The organism is Patiriisocius marinistellae, assembly GCF_009014635.1.
Taxonomy (GTDB): Bacteria; Bacteroidota; Bacteroidia; order Flavobacteriales; family Flavobacteriaceae; genus Patiriisocius; species Patiriisocius marinistellae.
In genome coordinates this window covers 783,548-801,344 of record NZ_BKCF01000001.1, presented here as the reverse complement: position 1 = coordinate 801,344, position 17,797 = coordinate 783,548, and the positions used below count along the sequence as shown (strand labels likewise).

Genomic DNA, 17,797 nt, shown 5'->3' with positions numbered 1-17,797 from the left:
ATAAGTTAAATCATTTTACTACACGTTATAAATCAATGTAAATAGAATGTAAAATTTTGATGAATTTTAGAAATTCCACTTTAAATTAAAAGACCGTTATTCATAAAATAACGGTCTTTTTAATGTTTAATATTTCCGAAGAAAATCTACTGCGCAAAAATCTTTTTACCACTCGCTTCTTGTGCTTTAAATTTTTGTACTAACTCTAGCGCATCTGGCACTACATCGCTACATAAAATTATGAGTGAATCTTTTTTTGCATTGTTGACAGCATGTGTTATTGCTTCTTTCTCACTTGGAATAACAGTAGTTTTCATTTTTGGGTTTTGCATCTTAATTCCATCATTGAGCATTTTAATAAGCTCTTCTTCGGTTTTGCCTCGTAGTCGTTTATCTTGACGAATGATTATTTCGTCACTCATTTCTGCAGCTATACTTCCTATCAAGTTATTATCCTCCACACGTCTATCCCCTATTCCAGCAATAATGCACACCTTATGTGATGCCTCTAAATTATCTGAAAATTGTTTTAAAGCTCTCATCCCAGCAGGATTGTGTGCATAATCCAGTAAAATACTGAAATTTTCAAACTTGAAGAGGTTCAACCTACCAGGGGTTTGAGAGGCCGAAGGAATGAATGTTTCTAAAGCTACTTTCATATCTTCAATACGAATGCCTTGAACATGTGCCGCTAAAACTGCCGCAAGCACATTTTGAATCATAAAATCTGCTTTGCCACCGTATGTAAGTGGAATATTAACCGCTTTCATTACTCTCATTTTCCATTCTCCTTTACAAATAGTAACAAACCCATTTTCATAAATGGCTGTAATACCTCCTTTGCGTTGCAACGCTTTTACACGAGAATTTTCTTCGTCCATTGAGAACAGTGCTACCTTACAATCAAGGCTTCTGCGCATTTCATACACTAGGTCATCATCTGCATTCAAAATGGCATAACCATCTGGCAATACTGTTTCTGGTATTACTCCTTTTACACGAGCTAATTGCTCTACGGTATGAATTCCCTTAAGCCCTAAATGATCTGCAGATACGTTAGTTACAACAGCAACGTCACAATTTTTAAAGCCCAAACCTGCTCTCAATAGTCCACCTCTTGCACATTCTAAAACTGCAAAATTAACTGTAGGATCTTTGAGTACAAACTCTGCGCTTGATGGTCCTGTACAGTCACCTGTCATTAATAATCTATTTTGAATATAAACCCCATCACTAGTTGTATATCCCACTCGGTAACCTTTCATTTTTGCCATATGGGCAATTAAACGACTAGTAGTTGTTTTTCCATTTGTTCCTGTGATAGCAGTAATAGGAATACGTCCAGTATCACCCTGCTTAGGGAATAGTTTATCGATAACTGGAGCTGCTACATTTCTTGGCAACCCACTTGTAGGAGCAAGATGCATTCTAAAACCTGGCCCCGCATTAACTTCTAAGATTGCACCACCAGTTTCTGATAATGGTTTAGAAATATCTGTGGTCATAATATCAATACCACAAATATCAAGATCAATAATTTTTGAAATACGTTCTGCCATTGATACGTTTGCAGGATGAATAATATCTGTAATATCTTCTGCCGTTCCTCCAGTACTAAGGTTTGCCGTATCTTTCAAAATTAATTTTTCACCTTCTTCTAGAACAGAGTCTAATGTTTTCCCAGCATCCTTTATTATTGTTCTCGTTAAGTCATTAACCGTAATTTGTGTTAATACATTTTCATGCCCATAGCCGCGTCTTGGGTCTCTATTAACCTCATCAATTAAACTTTCAACTGTTTGTTTTCCATCTCCTACAACATGGGCTGGAGTTCTTATTGCACCAGCTACTAATACATTATTAATTACCAAGAGCCTGTAATCTTCTCCTGTAATATATTTTTCTACTATAACTCTTCTTGATACTTCTTTTGCAGCATGGAAGGCTACTACAGCTCCTTCATAATTTTGAATATCTACCGTAATACCGCGACCATGATTTCCATCTATAGGTTTAATAACTAATGGATAACCTACATATCTACAAGCATCTTCAAGACTACTTTCTCGTGAGATTATATCTCCACGAGGCACTTCAACCTCAGCCTGTTCTAACAAGTATTTTGTATCTTCTTTATCACATGCAAGTTCTACTCCTATACTTGAAGTTTCTGAAGTTACTGTGGCTTGTATTCTTTTTTGATTTGCACCATATCCTAGTTGGCATAATGAATATTTATTTAATCTAATCCACGGAATCCCTCTACTTTCAGCTTCTTCCACAATACTCCCTGTACTAGGTCCCAATCTAGAAGATTCTCTAAGCTCACGCATTTTTTGAATATCTGGGTCAAGATCATAATCCTTTGCTGCGATTAATGCTTCGCATATCTTAACCGAAGCTTCGGCGGCATAACGCCCCACACTTTCTTCCATATAACTAAAAACCACATTATAAACGCCTACTTCCCCGTAGTCTCTTGTTCTACCAAAGCCAGTATCCATTCCTGCAAGCGTTTGAATTTCAAGCGCAATGTGCTCAATAATATGTCCCATCCAAGTACCTTCTTCAACTCGTTGAAAAAAGCCACCAGGTTCTCCTACGCTACAACGATGACTATACATAGATGGAAACATGTTTTTCAATCGTTTAGAAAATCCCTTAATTTTGTTAGAGGGAAATTCTTCCATCTTTTCAAGATCAAGTACCATAACAATTAATTTGTGACGACGTACAGACCAGTAATTAGGACCGCGCATCGCATTTATTTCGCGTATATTCATAGTGGGTTGGTTTTTAAGTGTTTCTGAAATTTGTGGTATTCAAGAATCTTTAAATATATCATTTTTTCTTCATTAAAACGCCTATTTTTGCCCACCCAAACACATTTCATCATGAAAGCAAAAGGAATTTTGATACCCATAGGAGGTAATGAAGATAAAGGAATTGAAGAAAACGAAATTTATCATCTAGAATATATTGAGGATGGTATTTTATCTCGTGTTGTAAAAGAAGCTGGTGGCTCTAATGCGAAGATTATAGTTATTCCTACAGCATCAAGTATACCCTTAGAAGTTGGTGAAAACTATTTAGATGCATTTAAAAAACTAGGTTGTTCAAATGTACATGTTATGAATATTCGTGACAGAGATCAATCTGAAACTCCTGGTAATATAAAGTTAATGGAAGAAGCTGATTGTGTAATGTTTTCTGGTGGAAACCAATCAAATATTACTCGAAAAATTGGTGGCACAAAATTGCATGGTGTTATGTTAAAACGCTATCAAAATGAAAAGTTTGTTATTGCAGGAACAAGTGCTGGTGCAATGTGTATGAGTCATGAGATGATTACTGGTGGAAGTAGTCAAGAATCTTTTATAAAAGGAGCTGTGGGCATGGACAAAGGAATGTCTTTTATTCCTGAATTAATTATTGACAGCCATTTTATTCGTCGTGGACGTTTTGGTAGAATGGCAGAAGCTGTTGCAAGATTCCCTAACCTCATAGGCGTAGGACTTGCTGAAGACACAGGACTTATTATTAAAGGCGGAAAATTTGAAGTTTTAGGCTCAGGGATGGTTATTTTATTTAACGCTAGAAAAGCTAAGCATAACAATCATCATCTTTTAGAAAAAGGAACACCTATGTCGTTGACTAATTTAAAAACGCACATTTTAGCTAGTGGAGATCGTTTTAATATTAAAAAGAAAACTGTTAATATTTCACCTATGGAAGTTCCTTTAATTGAAGAATAAAACAAGTGATTTTTAGACTAAATAAAGTTCAGCATTTTAAAAAATGCTGAACTTTATTTTTTTAATATTATTCCTTATATATTTTTATATCCATTTCTCCATTACTCTTTTTGAAGGCCCTATACATACCTTCTGTATTGAATGGCATGGCAATATTACCATTTGTATCAACTGCTATTAAGCCTCCGTCTCCCCCTATTTTTAAAATTCTTTTTTGGATAACTTCATGAGTTGCTTCTTCAAGGGACAATCCTTTATACTCCATCAAGCAAGAAACATCATATGCTACTACTCCACGAATAAAAAACTCACCGCTTCCTGTACAACTTATGGCACAAGTTTTATTATTTGCATATGTTCCTGCACCTATCATTGGGCTGTCTCCCACTCTCCCCCATTTTTTATTTGTCATTCCTCCTGTTGATGTTGCTGCGGCGATATTTCCATGAACATCTAATGCCACTGCACCAACAGTTCCAAATTTACCATCCTTTTTTACAGAATGATCTAATTGAAATTTATCACTATCTTTAATACCTTGCCACTGTTGATAACGCACCTCATCATAAAAATAGTCTGGAGTTTCTAGTGTGTAATTTTGACTTTTAGCAAATTGCATTGCTCCTTCTCCAGCTAGGAAAACATGATCACTTTTTTCCATGATATCACGTGCCAAAGAAATAGGGTTTTTAATTCCTGTGATTAATGAAACACCGCCTGCTTCTAATGTTTTCCCATCCATTACTGCCGCGTCCATTTCGTGTGTTCCCGTGTGTGTAAAAACAGCTCCTTTTCCAGCATTAAACAATGGAGAATCTTCTAATGATTTAACTGCTGTTTCTACTGCGTCCATTGCTGTAGCTCCGCTTTCTAAAACAGCATATCCTTTATCTTTAGCATCTTTTAAGGCTGCTTTATATTTAGCCTCAAGCTCTTCAGTCATTAAACCTTTTACTAGTGTACCTGCACCACCGTGTATTGCAATTGAAAAGTTTTTCATGTATGTTATATTTCAGAAGCGAAAATACAAGTTATTGATGAGGTAATTAGCACTATAATTTCTGAAATTTTAGCCATCCTAAGTTTTAGATTTTATGAATAAAGATGTGTTCACTAAAAAAATCTTTGTTTAACTAAAAATTTTTGAAAACGGCTAGTATCATTCATAGATTTAAAATTATTTAAAATTTTTGTGATGAAACAACAATTACTTTTTATTATCACCCTATTCATTTCAGCAATAAGTATAGCTCAAAATGGTATCAATTACAAAGCACAAATTACTGACAACGATGGAAGCCTTATTACTAATCAGTCTGTAATCATACAGTTTACTATTTTAAAAAACGGGACAATTAATGTTTATCAGGAATCACACAATCCCACTACAGACGATAATGGGATAATAAGAGTTTTAATTGGACAAGGGACATACATTAGTGGTGATGCTCCAGAATGGAACATAGCTTCGCACTCACTTAATGTTAAAATGGATATTGGTGCTGGTTTTGTAGATTTAGGCACAGAGCCCTTTGGCACAGTTCCTTATGCACTTCATGCAACAAATATTAATGGTCTAGAAGCTCTTGATGAAGGTAATGGAAAGGGATGGAGACTTATAGGTCATTCTGCAGATAATTATGGTAATATTGGTAAAAATGCTGTAGATTTAAGTAGAAGTTCTATGGCTTCATCTTTAAATGGTGCCACCGGGAATAACTCTTTTACTGTTGGGCAAGATACACGAGCTTCTGCCCTAGGAAGTATTGCTTTAGGCTTTAATAACGAAGCCACAGGAAACAGCGCTACAGCAATAGGATTAGGTACTAAAGCAGATGCTGTAGGTAGCGTAGCGGTAGGAACATATAATACGGGAGGTGGAGATTCTGAAAATTTACGCGACTCAAACCCTATTTTTCAAGTAGGAAACGGACTTTCATCTTCAACTCGTAGCAATGCATTTACCATTTTACAAGATGGTACCATAGGCATAGGAAAACATACAGACATTAACGGGATGTTGGAAATTGAAGGGAATAGTTCAAGTAATTCGCCACAACTGTCATTAGTAGAAGACAACTCTGGTTATGCACGTATAAAGTTTAAAAACACAAATAGAAATGGAGAAGACTATTGGGATTTAGCTGCATTTATTGGTGAAAATACAGCAGATGACAGGTTAAACCTTTTTAATAGTGATGGCGGAAATATTTTTACCGTATCAGGAGATGGCAAAGTCGGAATTAATGATTCAAATCCCTCTAAATCTCTTGACATTAATGGCGATTTAAAAGTTGATGAAGTCCAGATTACAACTGGTGCTGCCAATGGTTATATACTTACCTCAGACTCTGAAGGTAATGCAACTTGGCAAGCACCAACTGGTGGAGGCGGAGGAAGTAGTCCTTGGACTGTAAATGGAAATGATATTTATTTTAATAACAATGGTAATGGTTTAGTAGGTATAGGAACTAATGATCCTGGAAGGAAGTTACATGTTGTAGGAAATTCAAGATTTGAAGGAAATATATGGGCAAATTCAACATCTGAAATACTTCCAGCTCTCAGAGGAATATCTATTGATGCACCAGGAATCACCGGCACATCAACTAATGGATATGGAATTGAAGGTTACGGTGGTAAAGGTGCTTATTTTGTTGGTTATACAGGTGATGGTATTGACGTAGACACTAATGCTCCAAATACAAATGGGTTACACTCTCGTGCTTTTGGTGAGAACAGTACAGGTGTTTGGGGAATCTCTGCAGCTAGTACTGGTGCTGGAATAGGTGTAAGGGGCTCATCATCAAGCCCAGATGGTTTTAGCTTTTATGCAAATGGGCAAGGTGTAATGTATGGGCAAGGTTCTTCAATACGATGGAAAAGCAACATTGTGGAAATTGATAATGCTTTAGAAAAACTATCTAAAATTAGAGGTGTGTATTACGACTTGGACGAAGAACATGGTGGTAAACACGACATGGGTATGATTGCAGAGGAAGTTGGTGCCGTATTACCAGAAATTGTTGCCTACGAAGAAAATGGTATTGACGCTATAGGAATGGACTATGGAAAAATGACACCGCTATTAGTCCAAGTTGCCAAGGAGCAACAACAAATTATTGAAGAGGAACGAGCTAAAGTTGACAACCTTAAACAACAACTACAAGAAATGACTGGAAAATTTGAAACACTTGAAAATAGACTTTCAGCTCTAGAAAACAATAATAACTTCGGAAATATAAAAACTGAAAAAAATTCAGCAGAAGAATAATAAAAAATCACTAATGAAATTAGTTTTAAATTTAATTTTTGCGTTACTAATTGTAACTACAAGCATTGCTCAAAATGGCATTAACTATAAGGCACTTATTAAAGATAGCAATGGAGATATTTTTGCGAGCCAAGCAATAACTATTCAATTTCAAATATTTCAGGGACCAATTACTAATGTATATCAAGAAACTCATAATCTAACTACCGACATTAATGGAATAGCTAAAGTGGACATTGGCGAAGGAATAGTAAATAATGGTAACTTTTTAACTATCGATTGGGGAATAGGTGATCATTTTTTAAATGTACAAGTAGATACTGGAGATGGATTAGTAGATCTAGGAACTTCAGGGTTTGGAACAGTTCCTTATGCAAAGCTAGCAGAAAAAGTAAAAAATCCTCCAGTGGATATTGCTGGATTTGCATTAGCAAAAGCTTATTTAACTAGTTTTTCATCAAGTTCAAATCCCAACAAAATAACTTATGGAACTGAGGTTTTTGACCTCACTAACAACTACGACCCTTTAACGAGTAGGTTTACAAGTACTGTTGATGGTTACTATAAAATTTCTGCAGATGCATCAATACGCTTTGTAAATGGTAATATAGATGAAACTAATCTTTCACTATATATTTACAAAAATGGGAGTTTTTTAAAAAAAAGCGAAGTAGAGTTTAGAGAAGATGATCGTTTTAAGATGACAGTTAAAGTATCATCCATTGTGCATTTAATCCCTGGTGATTATATTGAAATTTTTGGATCAGAAAACGGTTATGCACAATCCTTACCTAATAGAAATACTTTTGAAATTGAGCAGATTCGTTAATTATATTTTATTTACTTAGGTTAAAGTTTGTTCACTAAATAAACCATTCATTCACTAAATAAAATTTTTAAAGCCCTTCTTTCAATTTAGATTTATTATTCAAAATAAATTTAAAATGAAAAATCTTTGCCTAATTATTCTCACCCTGTTCATTTCAGTAATAAGTATAGCTCAAAATGGCATTAACTACAAGGCACTTATTAAAGATACTGACGGCAATGCGCTTGTGAGTCAAGACATTTTTGTCCAGTTTCAAATTTTAGAAAATGGGACTACAAATGTTTATCAAGAAACTCACGACGCGGTTACAGATGCAAATGGAATTGTAGTCGTAAATATTGGAGAAGGCATCGTGGATAGCGGTAACTTTTTATTGATAGATTGGGGTTTAGCAGCACACTTTTTAAATGTACAAATAAACACAGGGGCTGGATTTGTAGATTTAGGGACTACACAATTTATGAGTGTTCCCTATGCTAATTTTGCTGAGGATACTCGTAAAGGAACTTTAAATGATGCTTACAACAAGGGAGGAAATGGTGCTGGAAGAATTATTAATGCCGCAACTGGTAAAGTAGAAATTATAGGTGATGGCTTTGAAGTTAAAAATGTAACAAATAATTCTTTACTTTTTGTGGGTGGACAAAACGATGTTATAGGCATAAAAACAAATACTCCTCGAGGAGCACTTGATATAAACAGCACAAATAATGGAGGTTTTATTTTACCGAAAGCCACAACAAATCCTGAAACAGATATTATAAATATAGCAGACCCTGCAGCTAGCGTGCCCTATGGCACATTAGTTTATGACGCTGTAAATAATTGTTTATCCATGTATAGAGGTGGTAGTAATGAAGGTTGGATATGTGTGAGTGAGCCAGCGCCACCACTAGAAGTAGATTGTAACTCAAATGGGTTATCAGATGATTTTCAAGAAGGTGCTTATCTAGGTTCTTATACCTATACTGTAACCGTAATAAATTTAAGCCCAGTTTATGCCTCACAACCTATTACATTTAACTATACAGATGTCGTATTGAGTGGATCAGGATTAGGCACAATTTCTCCAAATGCAACTAACATAAAAGTAGATGGAGTAACAATAACTAATGGTGAAAGTATTATTATACCTCCTAATACATCAAAAACAATTGCATATAGATTTGCAGGAGATACAGGAACAGCTGGCAGCATAATAAATGCTACCTGGAACAACCTAGGTTTCACTTGTACAGACACCACAACTGTATTAGACCCAGACTTAAAACTTCGTAGTTATTCAGATTTATATGAAGTTACTGAAGGGGATACGGACGCTCCTTATATAATAAATGCTTTAATTGATGGAGGAAATCCTTCTGTTGACATACAATTAAACATAACACATAATGGCGATACTAGTGACATAACACCTGCAAGTTTAATGGTAACAATCCCATCAGGTTCTAATACTATTCCTGCTGTTTTTACAATAATAGGAGACAATATTATTGAAGCAGACGAGGATTTTATTTTTACTATTGAGATTATAAATGGTCCTCCTAACCTTTCATTCTCTAATAATGGAGACACCCAAAATTTAACCATCATTGATGATGAATTACCCACATTAAATATTGGATATTTTGACGATGATTTTGAAAATATTTATGAGTCAAATGATTTAGTAGGTTACAGAGCATTTATGGAAAATAATTTTGGTTATGGAAAAACAATTGATACAAAAGGAAACGGTGATCAATTTAGCAGAGTTAATTTCATAGATATTGATGATATGGATTTCACACTGTTATCATTAAATTCATTGGATTTAGATATCATTTGGGTAAATAGATTTTACTCTAATTTTTTTCCTCAAAATGCTGCACAAGTCCTATTAGACTGGGCAAATAATACAGATGATGGTGGAGTAATCATTGCAAGTTTATACAATGACAATACTGATGACTTACATCAACTTTTTGGTCATGAATTTATAGAAACACTTTCAGGAAATAATATTATAACTACAAATAGTCCTTATTTAAGCTCAGGTAATTTTGGTTCAGTGCCAGCAAATACCTTAGTCAATTATACTGGAAACAAGAGAAGCATAGCATTAGGTACATCAAATAATCCTGAGGTTTGGGCATTAGGTTCACAATTGCCACACAATGATGAATATTCAATAATTATTGAAGATAGAGGCGTTTTTTTATCAGATTATTTATTCTTTGAAGAAATGTCAAACGATGGAATTGTCAATACAGATAAAGAACGATTGCTTGCAAAAATCTTTGCCTTTGCAGTTAGCAAAATTGGGCAGTAATTTAATTTTATTCTTTTCTGAAATATAAAAAAATGAAGATAGCTAAACCCATTAAATAATTATTATAATGAAGACAATTTTAATTACAATTTCCGCAGTGTTAATTAGTTTAATTTGCTTTGCACAAAATGGCATTAATTATAAAGCACTAATTAAAAATACTGACGGCAATACACTAGTTAGCCAAGACATCATTATCCAGTTCCAAATTTTAGAAAATGGAACCACAAATGTTTACCAAGAAACTCATGACACGGTTACTGATGCAAATGGTATTGTAGCTGTAAATATTGGAGAAGGCACCGTTGGTAGCGGTAGTTTCTCAACCGTTAATTGGAGTTTTGCTAACCATTTTTTAAATGTCCAGGTAGATAGTGGTGATGGTTTTGTGGATTTAGGAACTACAGAATTTAAAAGTGTACCCTATGCAAAGGTTGCGGAAACTGTTATAGCATCACCTGTATCACAATTTCCACTTGCTAAAGCAAATGCATCAAATATATTTATTGGTACAAATTTTTCAAAAGTTACTTTCAATAATGAAATTTTTGATATTACAGAAAACTATGAACCAAACCCCTCTTTTTCAAATAACCCTCAATTAAGCAGATTTAACGTGACTGAGGCTGGGTATTATTCAATTTCAGCAGATGCTACAGGGCAAGTTTTTGGTAATTCAATAGAATATGTTTTAAACTTAGCCATATATAAAAACGGAAGTAGCGTCAAGATTGATCTGTTTTTTTCCAGAACGGTATCATCTCAAGCTGGAACTTCAAGAATATCTAGGGATATTTCCTCTATAGAGTATCTTGTCCCTGGTGATTATATTGAAATCTATGCATCAAAGTCTTCAGCAGTATCAATGCAAAATTTCTTTTTAGAGATAGAACGAATTAGATAAAAAACTCTTAATTTAAGTATTATATAATATGAAGGGTTTATATCTTTTTTATTTCCTTTCTGCTCATTTCCAGAATAATTATTACGAAAATGGTGTCAACTATAAAGCTGTAATCGAAGATAGTGACAGCAATACACTAGTTAGCCATAACATCGATATATTCCAAATTTTAGAAAATAGAACTACAAATTTATACCAAGAAACTCATGACCCGGTTACAGATGCATGTGGTATTTTAGTTATAAATATTTAGAGAAGTTATCGTAGATAGCAGTAGTTTCTCAACCATTAATGGGGACATTGCTGATCATTTTAAAATGTGCAGATACATAGTGATGATGAGTTTACAAATTTAAATACCTTAACCGTGATTGTTAGAGTGGATAAATCGTCAAATTTAGCAACAATGTTTAATGTCTCCTTATATTTCAACAAATACAACTCTTCTAAGTTATCAATAAATACTAGATCTTTATGAGGATATAAATCTATATATCGTGATTATTTTTTTGAAAACTGGACAAAAATAGCGACAGTAGGTTTGCATTTTTGAAGTGGACAAATTAAGGTGAGGATAATACCTTTATTTATAAAATTGAAAAATAATTATGCTGCTTTCTAACACCATTTAAAAATTATCAAAAAATTTTATAGAAATTTAATTAGTTGAATGTATTATATTTCGGCTTTCGCCAAAATTTTAAACACTTCAAACCGCTATAGCTCATTGAATATTGAGGTGCTTCACCATTAAATTTATTATATTATTATCTGAAGTTTTAAAAGACCGTATAATTTTCATTTTGAAAATTATACGGCTATCTAAACAAAAAAAATAAATTTGTCTACCTTGTTAATCTTTTAAATAAGCAATAGACTAATGACAAACACTTCGTTACAACAAAGATTGAGGGATGAAGATCCAACCGCTTTTGAAGAAGTTTACAAAGACAACCAAGAAGCATTTTTTAATTATGCGCTTAAATTTAATTTAGATAAGGACACAGTACTAGATGTGTACCAAGATGCTACCATTGCACTCTATCAAAATTTTGTTAGTAAACAATTAGTTATAGAAAATGGCACGTTGAGGACATACTTGTTTGCAATAGGAAAATATAAAATGTATAACATCCTAAAAAAACGGAAAAAAGTAATTTTAAAAGATGCACCCGAAAAAGTTGCCGATTTTGAGATTGAAGTAGACAATTCACCTAGCGAGCAACAAAAACAATTAGCAATTAATTTTAAAAATATGTCGCCCAGTTGTCAAGATATACTTAAAATGTATTATTACCGAAATCTCACTATTAAAGAAATTGTAGCACTTACACATTATAAAGATGAAAACACAGTAAAGAGCCATAAATCTCGCTGTCTAAAAGGTTTGAGACAACTTATAAACTCCCCTAAGTAACATGGAACAAGAACAACTAATACAACACTACGTTGCTCAAAAACTTTCCAAAATAGAAATGGAAGAAGTAGCACATAAAATGAAAGTAGATGCCACTTTTAAAGCAGCTGTTGATGAATATAAATTAATTGCTTCAAGCATTAAAATTTCAGAAAAAGACAAGTTAAAAAAACGTTTACAAGCAATTGAAAATGAACGTACTCCTAAAAAAAATCCTTTTAAAATCTGGCAAATTGCGGCGACGATTGCTGTGTTAATTGGTATAGGAAGTTTTTATGTGTTTCAAAACTCAAACAATGCTCAAAGTTTATATGCTTCAAATTTTGAACCCTACCCTAATACGCTTCAACCTGTTGTGCGTGATATACCTGGAAATTTAGCGTTTATGGAGTATGAGAATGGCAATTATGAGAAGGCAATTTCTGAATTTCAAAAAATGCTTGAGCTACAAGACAATCCAGACATCAAATTTTATCTTGCTATGAGCCATTTAAATACTGGTGCAACAGATAAAGCACTCATTATATTAAAATCTATTGAGGATACAAATACACGTTATCTACCACAGACACATTGGTACAGTGCATTAGCTCATTTAAAGAGTGAAGATAAAAAAAGTGCCTTACAAAGTTTAAAAAAATTGAAAACCGTGGATGCTATGTATAAAAAAGATAAAAGAACCTCTTTGGAAAATCAGCTCAATTGATTTTTAGTCCTTTTTCTCAATATTAAAACAATAATTAATAATAATATAGCGATAACTACCCAGAACCATAACGTTTTATAAAATTCGTTTTCTAATAGTATGGGACTGTCATCTCCATGTAAAACAAAGCCTGCCCAATAATAAGGATGTTTTAACTCTCGTTCATTTGTATTTTTTAAGTAGTCTAATTTTGCTAATTGTAACGCTTTTGATTTTGATGCGCCGTTTTTTAAATGCTCATAAAATGAGACCATTATTTTTTTTGTAGAAAGATCTGGCGCACTCCACAAACTACTTACCGTTGCAGGTACACCCGCATATTTAAAAGCTCGTGACATAGAGACTACACCATCACCGTTATCATAACCACCAACGCCAGTATTACACGCACTCAAAACTGCAAGATTTGCATTAAGATTTAACCCGTATAATTCTGAAATATAAAGTTCATTTTCAACTTCGTTATCAGAGAAAACAAGACTACTCAACTCTGGATCTTTATCATTAAGAAATGAATGCATACTCAAATGAATAACAGAAACATTATTGCTTAAATTTTGAAATGCTTTTTTTGATGCTGCATCATCTATGTAAACTGTTGACGGAATAATTTTTGAAATTTCGGCAACCTCCGCTTTTGCACCACTTAAATCATATGCCTCTCCACGCACTACTAATTGTGTTTCAGTAGGAACAAATCTTGAATATGAAGGAGCAAATAATGCAACGTTATTTGTTGTTCTTTTACTTGAAGTTTCGCTTTGCAAATATGATAGGCCTATTGCGTATGAAATAGTGTTGGTTTCAATTAAGCTCACGTTGTTTTTTTGAAGTAACTCAAAAGGCAAATAATTAAGCACCTTATCTGGAACAATATAGGTCTTCTCTTTAAACGGGATATCTGCTAATAAATCTACAAAAAGCTTATTTTCTATTTTACTAGAGTAACCTTCTTTATTTGAAGGATTTTTAATTGATGTAATAAATTGAATTACATCCTTAGCAATCTCATCATAATTACCTAATTTTTTAAAATGAATACCTGTATCATCAATTAAAAATCTATATAAATTATTTTTTGCTTCTATAAATTTTACATAGTTTTTATTTTCTGTATCAAGGTTTTTGAATAAGAATTGTTTCTCTAAAACACTTTCTATTTGTTTATTTTGACTTGATAATGTTATTTCAACTTCATCAAGTGAAGATTGAAGTTCAAAAAGTTGCTGCGCAACTTCATCTGTATCGTTTCTTGCTTGTTTTCTTTTTAAATAAGTAATATTTGACCGAAGCTGTTTTTCTTGCTCTAAAAGTTTATTTGTTTGCTCATCTTGTTTTACATAACGGCTTTGGTTAAATTTAGAGTATAAATATCGGGACGTTATACTTTCGTATTTTTCAAGAAAGTATAAGAGTGATTCTTGATCATCATTTTCTTGATATTTTAAGTACCCATTAGTAATCATATCTAAATATCTTTTAGCCCCTGGGTTTAATTCGCCTTGAATAAAATTAGCATCAAAATGGATTAAAGCCATTTTATATAATTTTTCAGGTACGTTATCCCATGGAGTTTCATTAGCTTCTAATAAAAAGGCTAAATCACGTAATATTGTAATATCAATTAACAGGTGTCCTGGTTTATAATCTACAATGTTTAAATTATCAATATCAATGAGAGAAGACTTGTCGCTTATACTGTAAAGCGTGTTATTTATATATTCTTTTGCGGTATCAAAATCTCTCAACTCAACCGCAACTCGTAGCTTATTTTTTAAATAGTGAGATTTTACAGAAGGAACCATCCCTATAAACAAAGAATCATTATCTAATAATATTTTTGCTTCCTTAATTTTATTTTGGTTGAGTTTCAGCTCTACTATTTCTACATAAAAATCTGGATGATAATCTGTTTCTGTGGCATTATCTGCTGTTTTTAAACCTTTGTTAAAATAAAACATTGCCTGTTTATAGTTTTCTGTTTTTTTATAATATCTACCAGTTTTTAGATAGGATAGTACATAATATTCATATTCAAGTGGATCTAGGTTTGTATTTATAGCAAAACTTTCTATTTTTTTTATAGACTCAAGCAATTCTTTTTCTTGTTCAAGTTTTGCATATAACATAATTTTATAATGATAATAATCTAATTCTTTTCTTAAATTAAAAATAGTAGATTTTAAAGTTTGAGAAGAGTCTTTATTATCGAGGTATAGTTGATATCCTTTATTTAGATAACCCAGTGAAACTTCATAATTACCATAAAACCTTTCATAGTCAGATAGCTGTGAAAGTGTAGTTTGATAGTTATCCTGATTAGGGTTTTTTAAAGTTCTAAAAACGGATTCGGCTTTTTTTAAATATTCATATCGTTTCTTTGGGATGTTTAAAAAATTAGGATGGTAGGTATATGCCATATCAAAATAAATAGTTGCTAAAGTATTACTATCTCTCTTTTTTTGACTCTCAAAAAATTTTATTCCCTCATCAAATATTTTTAATGCTTTATTTAAGTCTCCCTTTTCTCTTAAAACCATACCCCTAGAGTGCAAGTTTTTTAATAATAATATAGAATCAATTTGATCACTATTAAGATGCGCATCTATTGATTTCTTGACATATTTATCAGCTTCCTCCATGTCTCGCAAATAATCATAAGCACTTATAGAAACCCTACGATATACTTGATAAATTTGCTCTGGTTTTGGGTTATAGTTTTCAAGTTCCTTTACATTTAAAACTAATTCTTTATAAGTTTTTTTACGTGTTTCTCTATCATTGAACAACATTTCGGTCTCAGTAATATTTTTTAACGCGGTAAGGTAACCCAATGTATCGGACTGTTTTTTATTTGCAATTTCAAGAGCCTTTAATCTGAAGTTAAGAGACTTTTTATGCTCAAACTCCATGGATAATGAATCTGCAATATGAGTAGCCTCTTGCCATGTTTCTTGGGCTTGGACTGTATTAAAAGAAAATAAGAACGATAATACTAATAAGTAAAATACTTTCATAAATAAAGGTTGATAATTTGAGGCTTTAATGGTGAAAACCCATTAGTCTAAAGAGGAATATGTAAGGTTAACAGGATTTTAAAATTATAAAAAAAGTTTACCATCCAAAAAAATTATCCTATTTAATTATTAGATTTTCAATGTTTTGCACATTTAAGAAATATTAAAATACATTTTTTAATCCTAGGTGTTAACCTCTTTTAAAATATAATTACAAATGGGTGTATAACAATTAAAATCATCCATTTTGAAATCAATCTACACACTACTCTTTTTTTTATCGGCAATCTTAACAGGTCTTGCTCAGGCACCTATAAATTATAAAGCTATTATTAATGATGCTAATGGAAACCCAATAGAAAATCAAGTAGTATTTGTGCGTTTTTCCATTAATAATAATACTGGAATTCAATACATTGAAACACACGCACCTACTACAAATGCTAACGGGTTAATAGTTCTTAACATAGGTTCGGGAGGTTCTAATTTTAATACTTATAGTGATGTGGATTGGAGTGTTTCAAATATGCTTAAAGTTGAAGTTAATAGTGGTAATGGTTACGTGGATTTAGGAACTTCTGCTTTTAATGCTGTTCCATATGCGATAACAGCACTCAATACTGCATTTGTAAAAAGCGGTGATAATGCGATTAAGCAAATAGGTAATGTGGGAGTAGGCACAGATGATCCACAAGAACAATTACATATAAACGACGCTGATAATGCAGGTATTTTGATTACAACAGACAATTTAAACGACTCCAGCTCCATACGTTTAGAAAATGGATTGAGTACAAATAGTTCGTTCAATCATTATAAAATAGAAAATAATAATGACGATTTTATTATCGCAAAAAAGGGAACATTTACAAACAACACCTATATAAATGCGCTTAAAATAAATCAAAATTTAGGATTTGAATTTACAGGCACAATGAAATTAAATAGTGGGGCATCGATTTCAGAGTTTTCAAGTGGGTTTATAGCAGTAGAAAATAGTGACACTAAAATCCCAACTCAAGCCGCAGTTAAAAGTTATGTGGATCAAGCAATAGTTATTGCATTAAATAATCCGCCTGAGCCAATTGAAAAAACACTACACATTCCTTTTACTGCTTTTGAATATCAAATAGTAAATAATAATTCATCTTTAAATGCAGCGTATAATGAGGATGGCGTACTTTTAAGATCTGAGTTAATAGCACCACTCTTACTCTCAGCAGGTGCGACCATAACTTCAATTAAATTTTATTTGAGAGATAATCAAGGTGGGTCTAATATTTATATAAGCTTACGTGAAAAATCATTCTTAGATGCGGTTACACCTATTGAAGTATATCAAACACAACCTAGTCGTAATCAACCTGATGTTTTTATAGATACCACTACTACAAACATAACTATTGATGCAAATAGCTACTATTATTTTGATGTGAAATATAGTAATGGACCCTCTGTTGACATGGCTATAATAGGAGCAGAAATAACCTATACTGAATAAACATCGCTTATTCACTAAAAAAAACTCCCGTTCACTAAAAAAATTTAAATTAAGTAATCATTCGCCTTTAACTTTATGAATAA

At 32.7% G+C, this 17,797-nt stretch carries 12 protein-coding genes; 9 read left to right on the top strand and 3 right to left on the bottom strand.

The window, feature by feature from the left end:
- Positions 1 to 146: 146 nt before the first annotated feature.
- Positions 147 to 2,783, bottom strand: a complete 2,637-nt coding sequence (gene cphA, locus GB234_RS03520; RefSeq protein WP_151893131.1) for a cyanophycin synthetase — start codon at positions 2,781 to 2,783, stop codon at positions 147 to 149.
- Between the two features lie 111 nt (positions 2,784 to 2,894).
- On the opposite strand from cphA, the gene GB234_RS03515 reads away from it, so the two are divergent.
- Complete coding sequence (locus tag GB234_RS03515; protein ID WP_151893130.1) at positions 2,895 to 3,755, top strand: cyanophycinase; 861 nt, start codon at positions 2,895 to 2,897, stop codon at positions 3,753 to 3,755.
- 67 nt (positions 3,756 to 3,822) lie between these two features.
- On the opposite strand, the gene GB234_RS03510 is transcribed toward GB234_RS03515, so the two are convergent.
- Complete coding sequence (locus tag GB234_RS03510) at positions 3,823 to 4,755, bottom strand: isoaspartyl peptidase/L-asparaginase family protein (protein WP_151893129.1); 933 nt, start codon at positions 4,753 to 4,755, stop codon at positions 3,823 to 3,825.
- A 195-nt stretch (positions 4,756 to 4,950) separates the two neighbouring features.
- Here GB234_RS03510 and GB234_RS03505 point away from each other — a divergent pair, with 195 nt between their 5' ends.
- From GB234_RS03505 to GB234_RS03475, 7 genes are all read left to right on the top strand, one after another.
- Positions 4,951 to 7,029, top strand: coding sequence for a tail fiber domain-containing protein (locus tag GB234_RS03505; RefSeq protein WP_151893128.1), 2,079 nt, complete (start codon positions 4,951 to 4,953; stop codon positions 7,027 to 7,029).
- A 13-nt stretch (positions 7,030 to 7,042) separates the two neighbouring features.
- Positions 7,043 to 7,858 (top strand): complement C1q domain-containing protein, encoded by an 816-nt coding sequence (locus GB234_RS03500; protein ID WP_151893127.1) that lies wholly within the window; start codon positions 7,043 to 7,045, stop codon positions 7,856 to 7,858.
- Positions 7,859 to 7,973: 115 nt separating this feature from the next.
- A complete protein-coding gene (locus GB234_RS03495) occupies positions 7,974 to 10,169 on the top strand; it encodes a phage tail-like protein (RefSeq protein WP_151893126.1) in 2,196 nt (731 codons plus the stop codon).
- A gap of 67 nt (positions 10,170 to 10,236) precedes the next feature.
- The gene (locus GB234_RS03490) at positions 10,237 to 11,073 is read left to right on the top strand and encodes a DUF8740 domain-containing protein (RefSeq protein WP_151893125.1); all 837 of its coding nucleotides are present in this window, start codon (positions 10,237 to 10,239) and stop codon (positions 11,071 to 11,073) included.
- 28 nt (positions 11,074 to 11,101) lie between these two features.
- A complete protein-coding gene (locus GB234_RS03485) occupies positions 11,102 to 11,326 on the top strand; it encodes a hypothetical protein (RefSeq protein WP_151893124.1) in 225 nt (74 codons plus the stop codon).
- A gap of 627 nt (positions 11,327 to 11,953) precedes the next feature.
- A complete protein-coding gene (locus tag GB234_RS03480; RefSeq protein WP_151893123.1) occupies positions 11,954 to 12,490 on the top strand; it encodes an RNA polymerase sigma factor in 537 nt (178 codons plus the stop codon).
- A gap of 1 nt (position 12,491) precedes the next feature.
- On the top strand, positions 12,492 to 13,196 hold the full coding sequence (locus GB234_RS03475; protein ID WP_151893122.1) for a tetratricopeptide repeat protein: 705 nt from the start codon (positions 12,492 to 12,494) through the stop codon (positions 13,194 to 13,196).
- Here GB234_RS03475 and GB234_RS03470 read toward each other — a convergent pair.
- The gene (locus tag GB234_RS03470; RefSeq protein WP_151893121.1) at positions 13,184 to 16,213 is read right to left on the bottom strand and encodes a CHAT domain-containing protein; all 3,030 of its coding nucleotides are present in this window, start codon (positions 16,211 to 16,213) and stop codon (positions 13,184 to 13,186) included. The genes GB234_RS03475 and GB234_RS03470 overlap by 13 nt on opposite strands.
- Before the next feature lie 247 nt (positions 16,214 to 16,460).
- Between GB234_RS03470 and GB234_RS03465 the strand changes: the two genes are divergently transcribed.
- On the top strand, positions 16,461 to 17,714 hold the full coding sequence (locus GB234_RS03465; protein ID WP_151893120.1) for a hypothetical protein: 1,254 nt from the start codon (positions 16,461 to 16,463) through the stop codon (positions 17,712 to 17,714).
- The last annotated feature ends 83 nt before the right edge of the window (positions 17,715 to 17,797 follow it).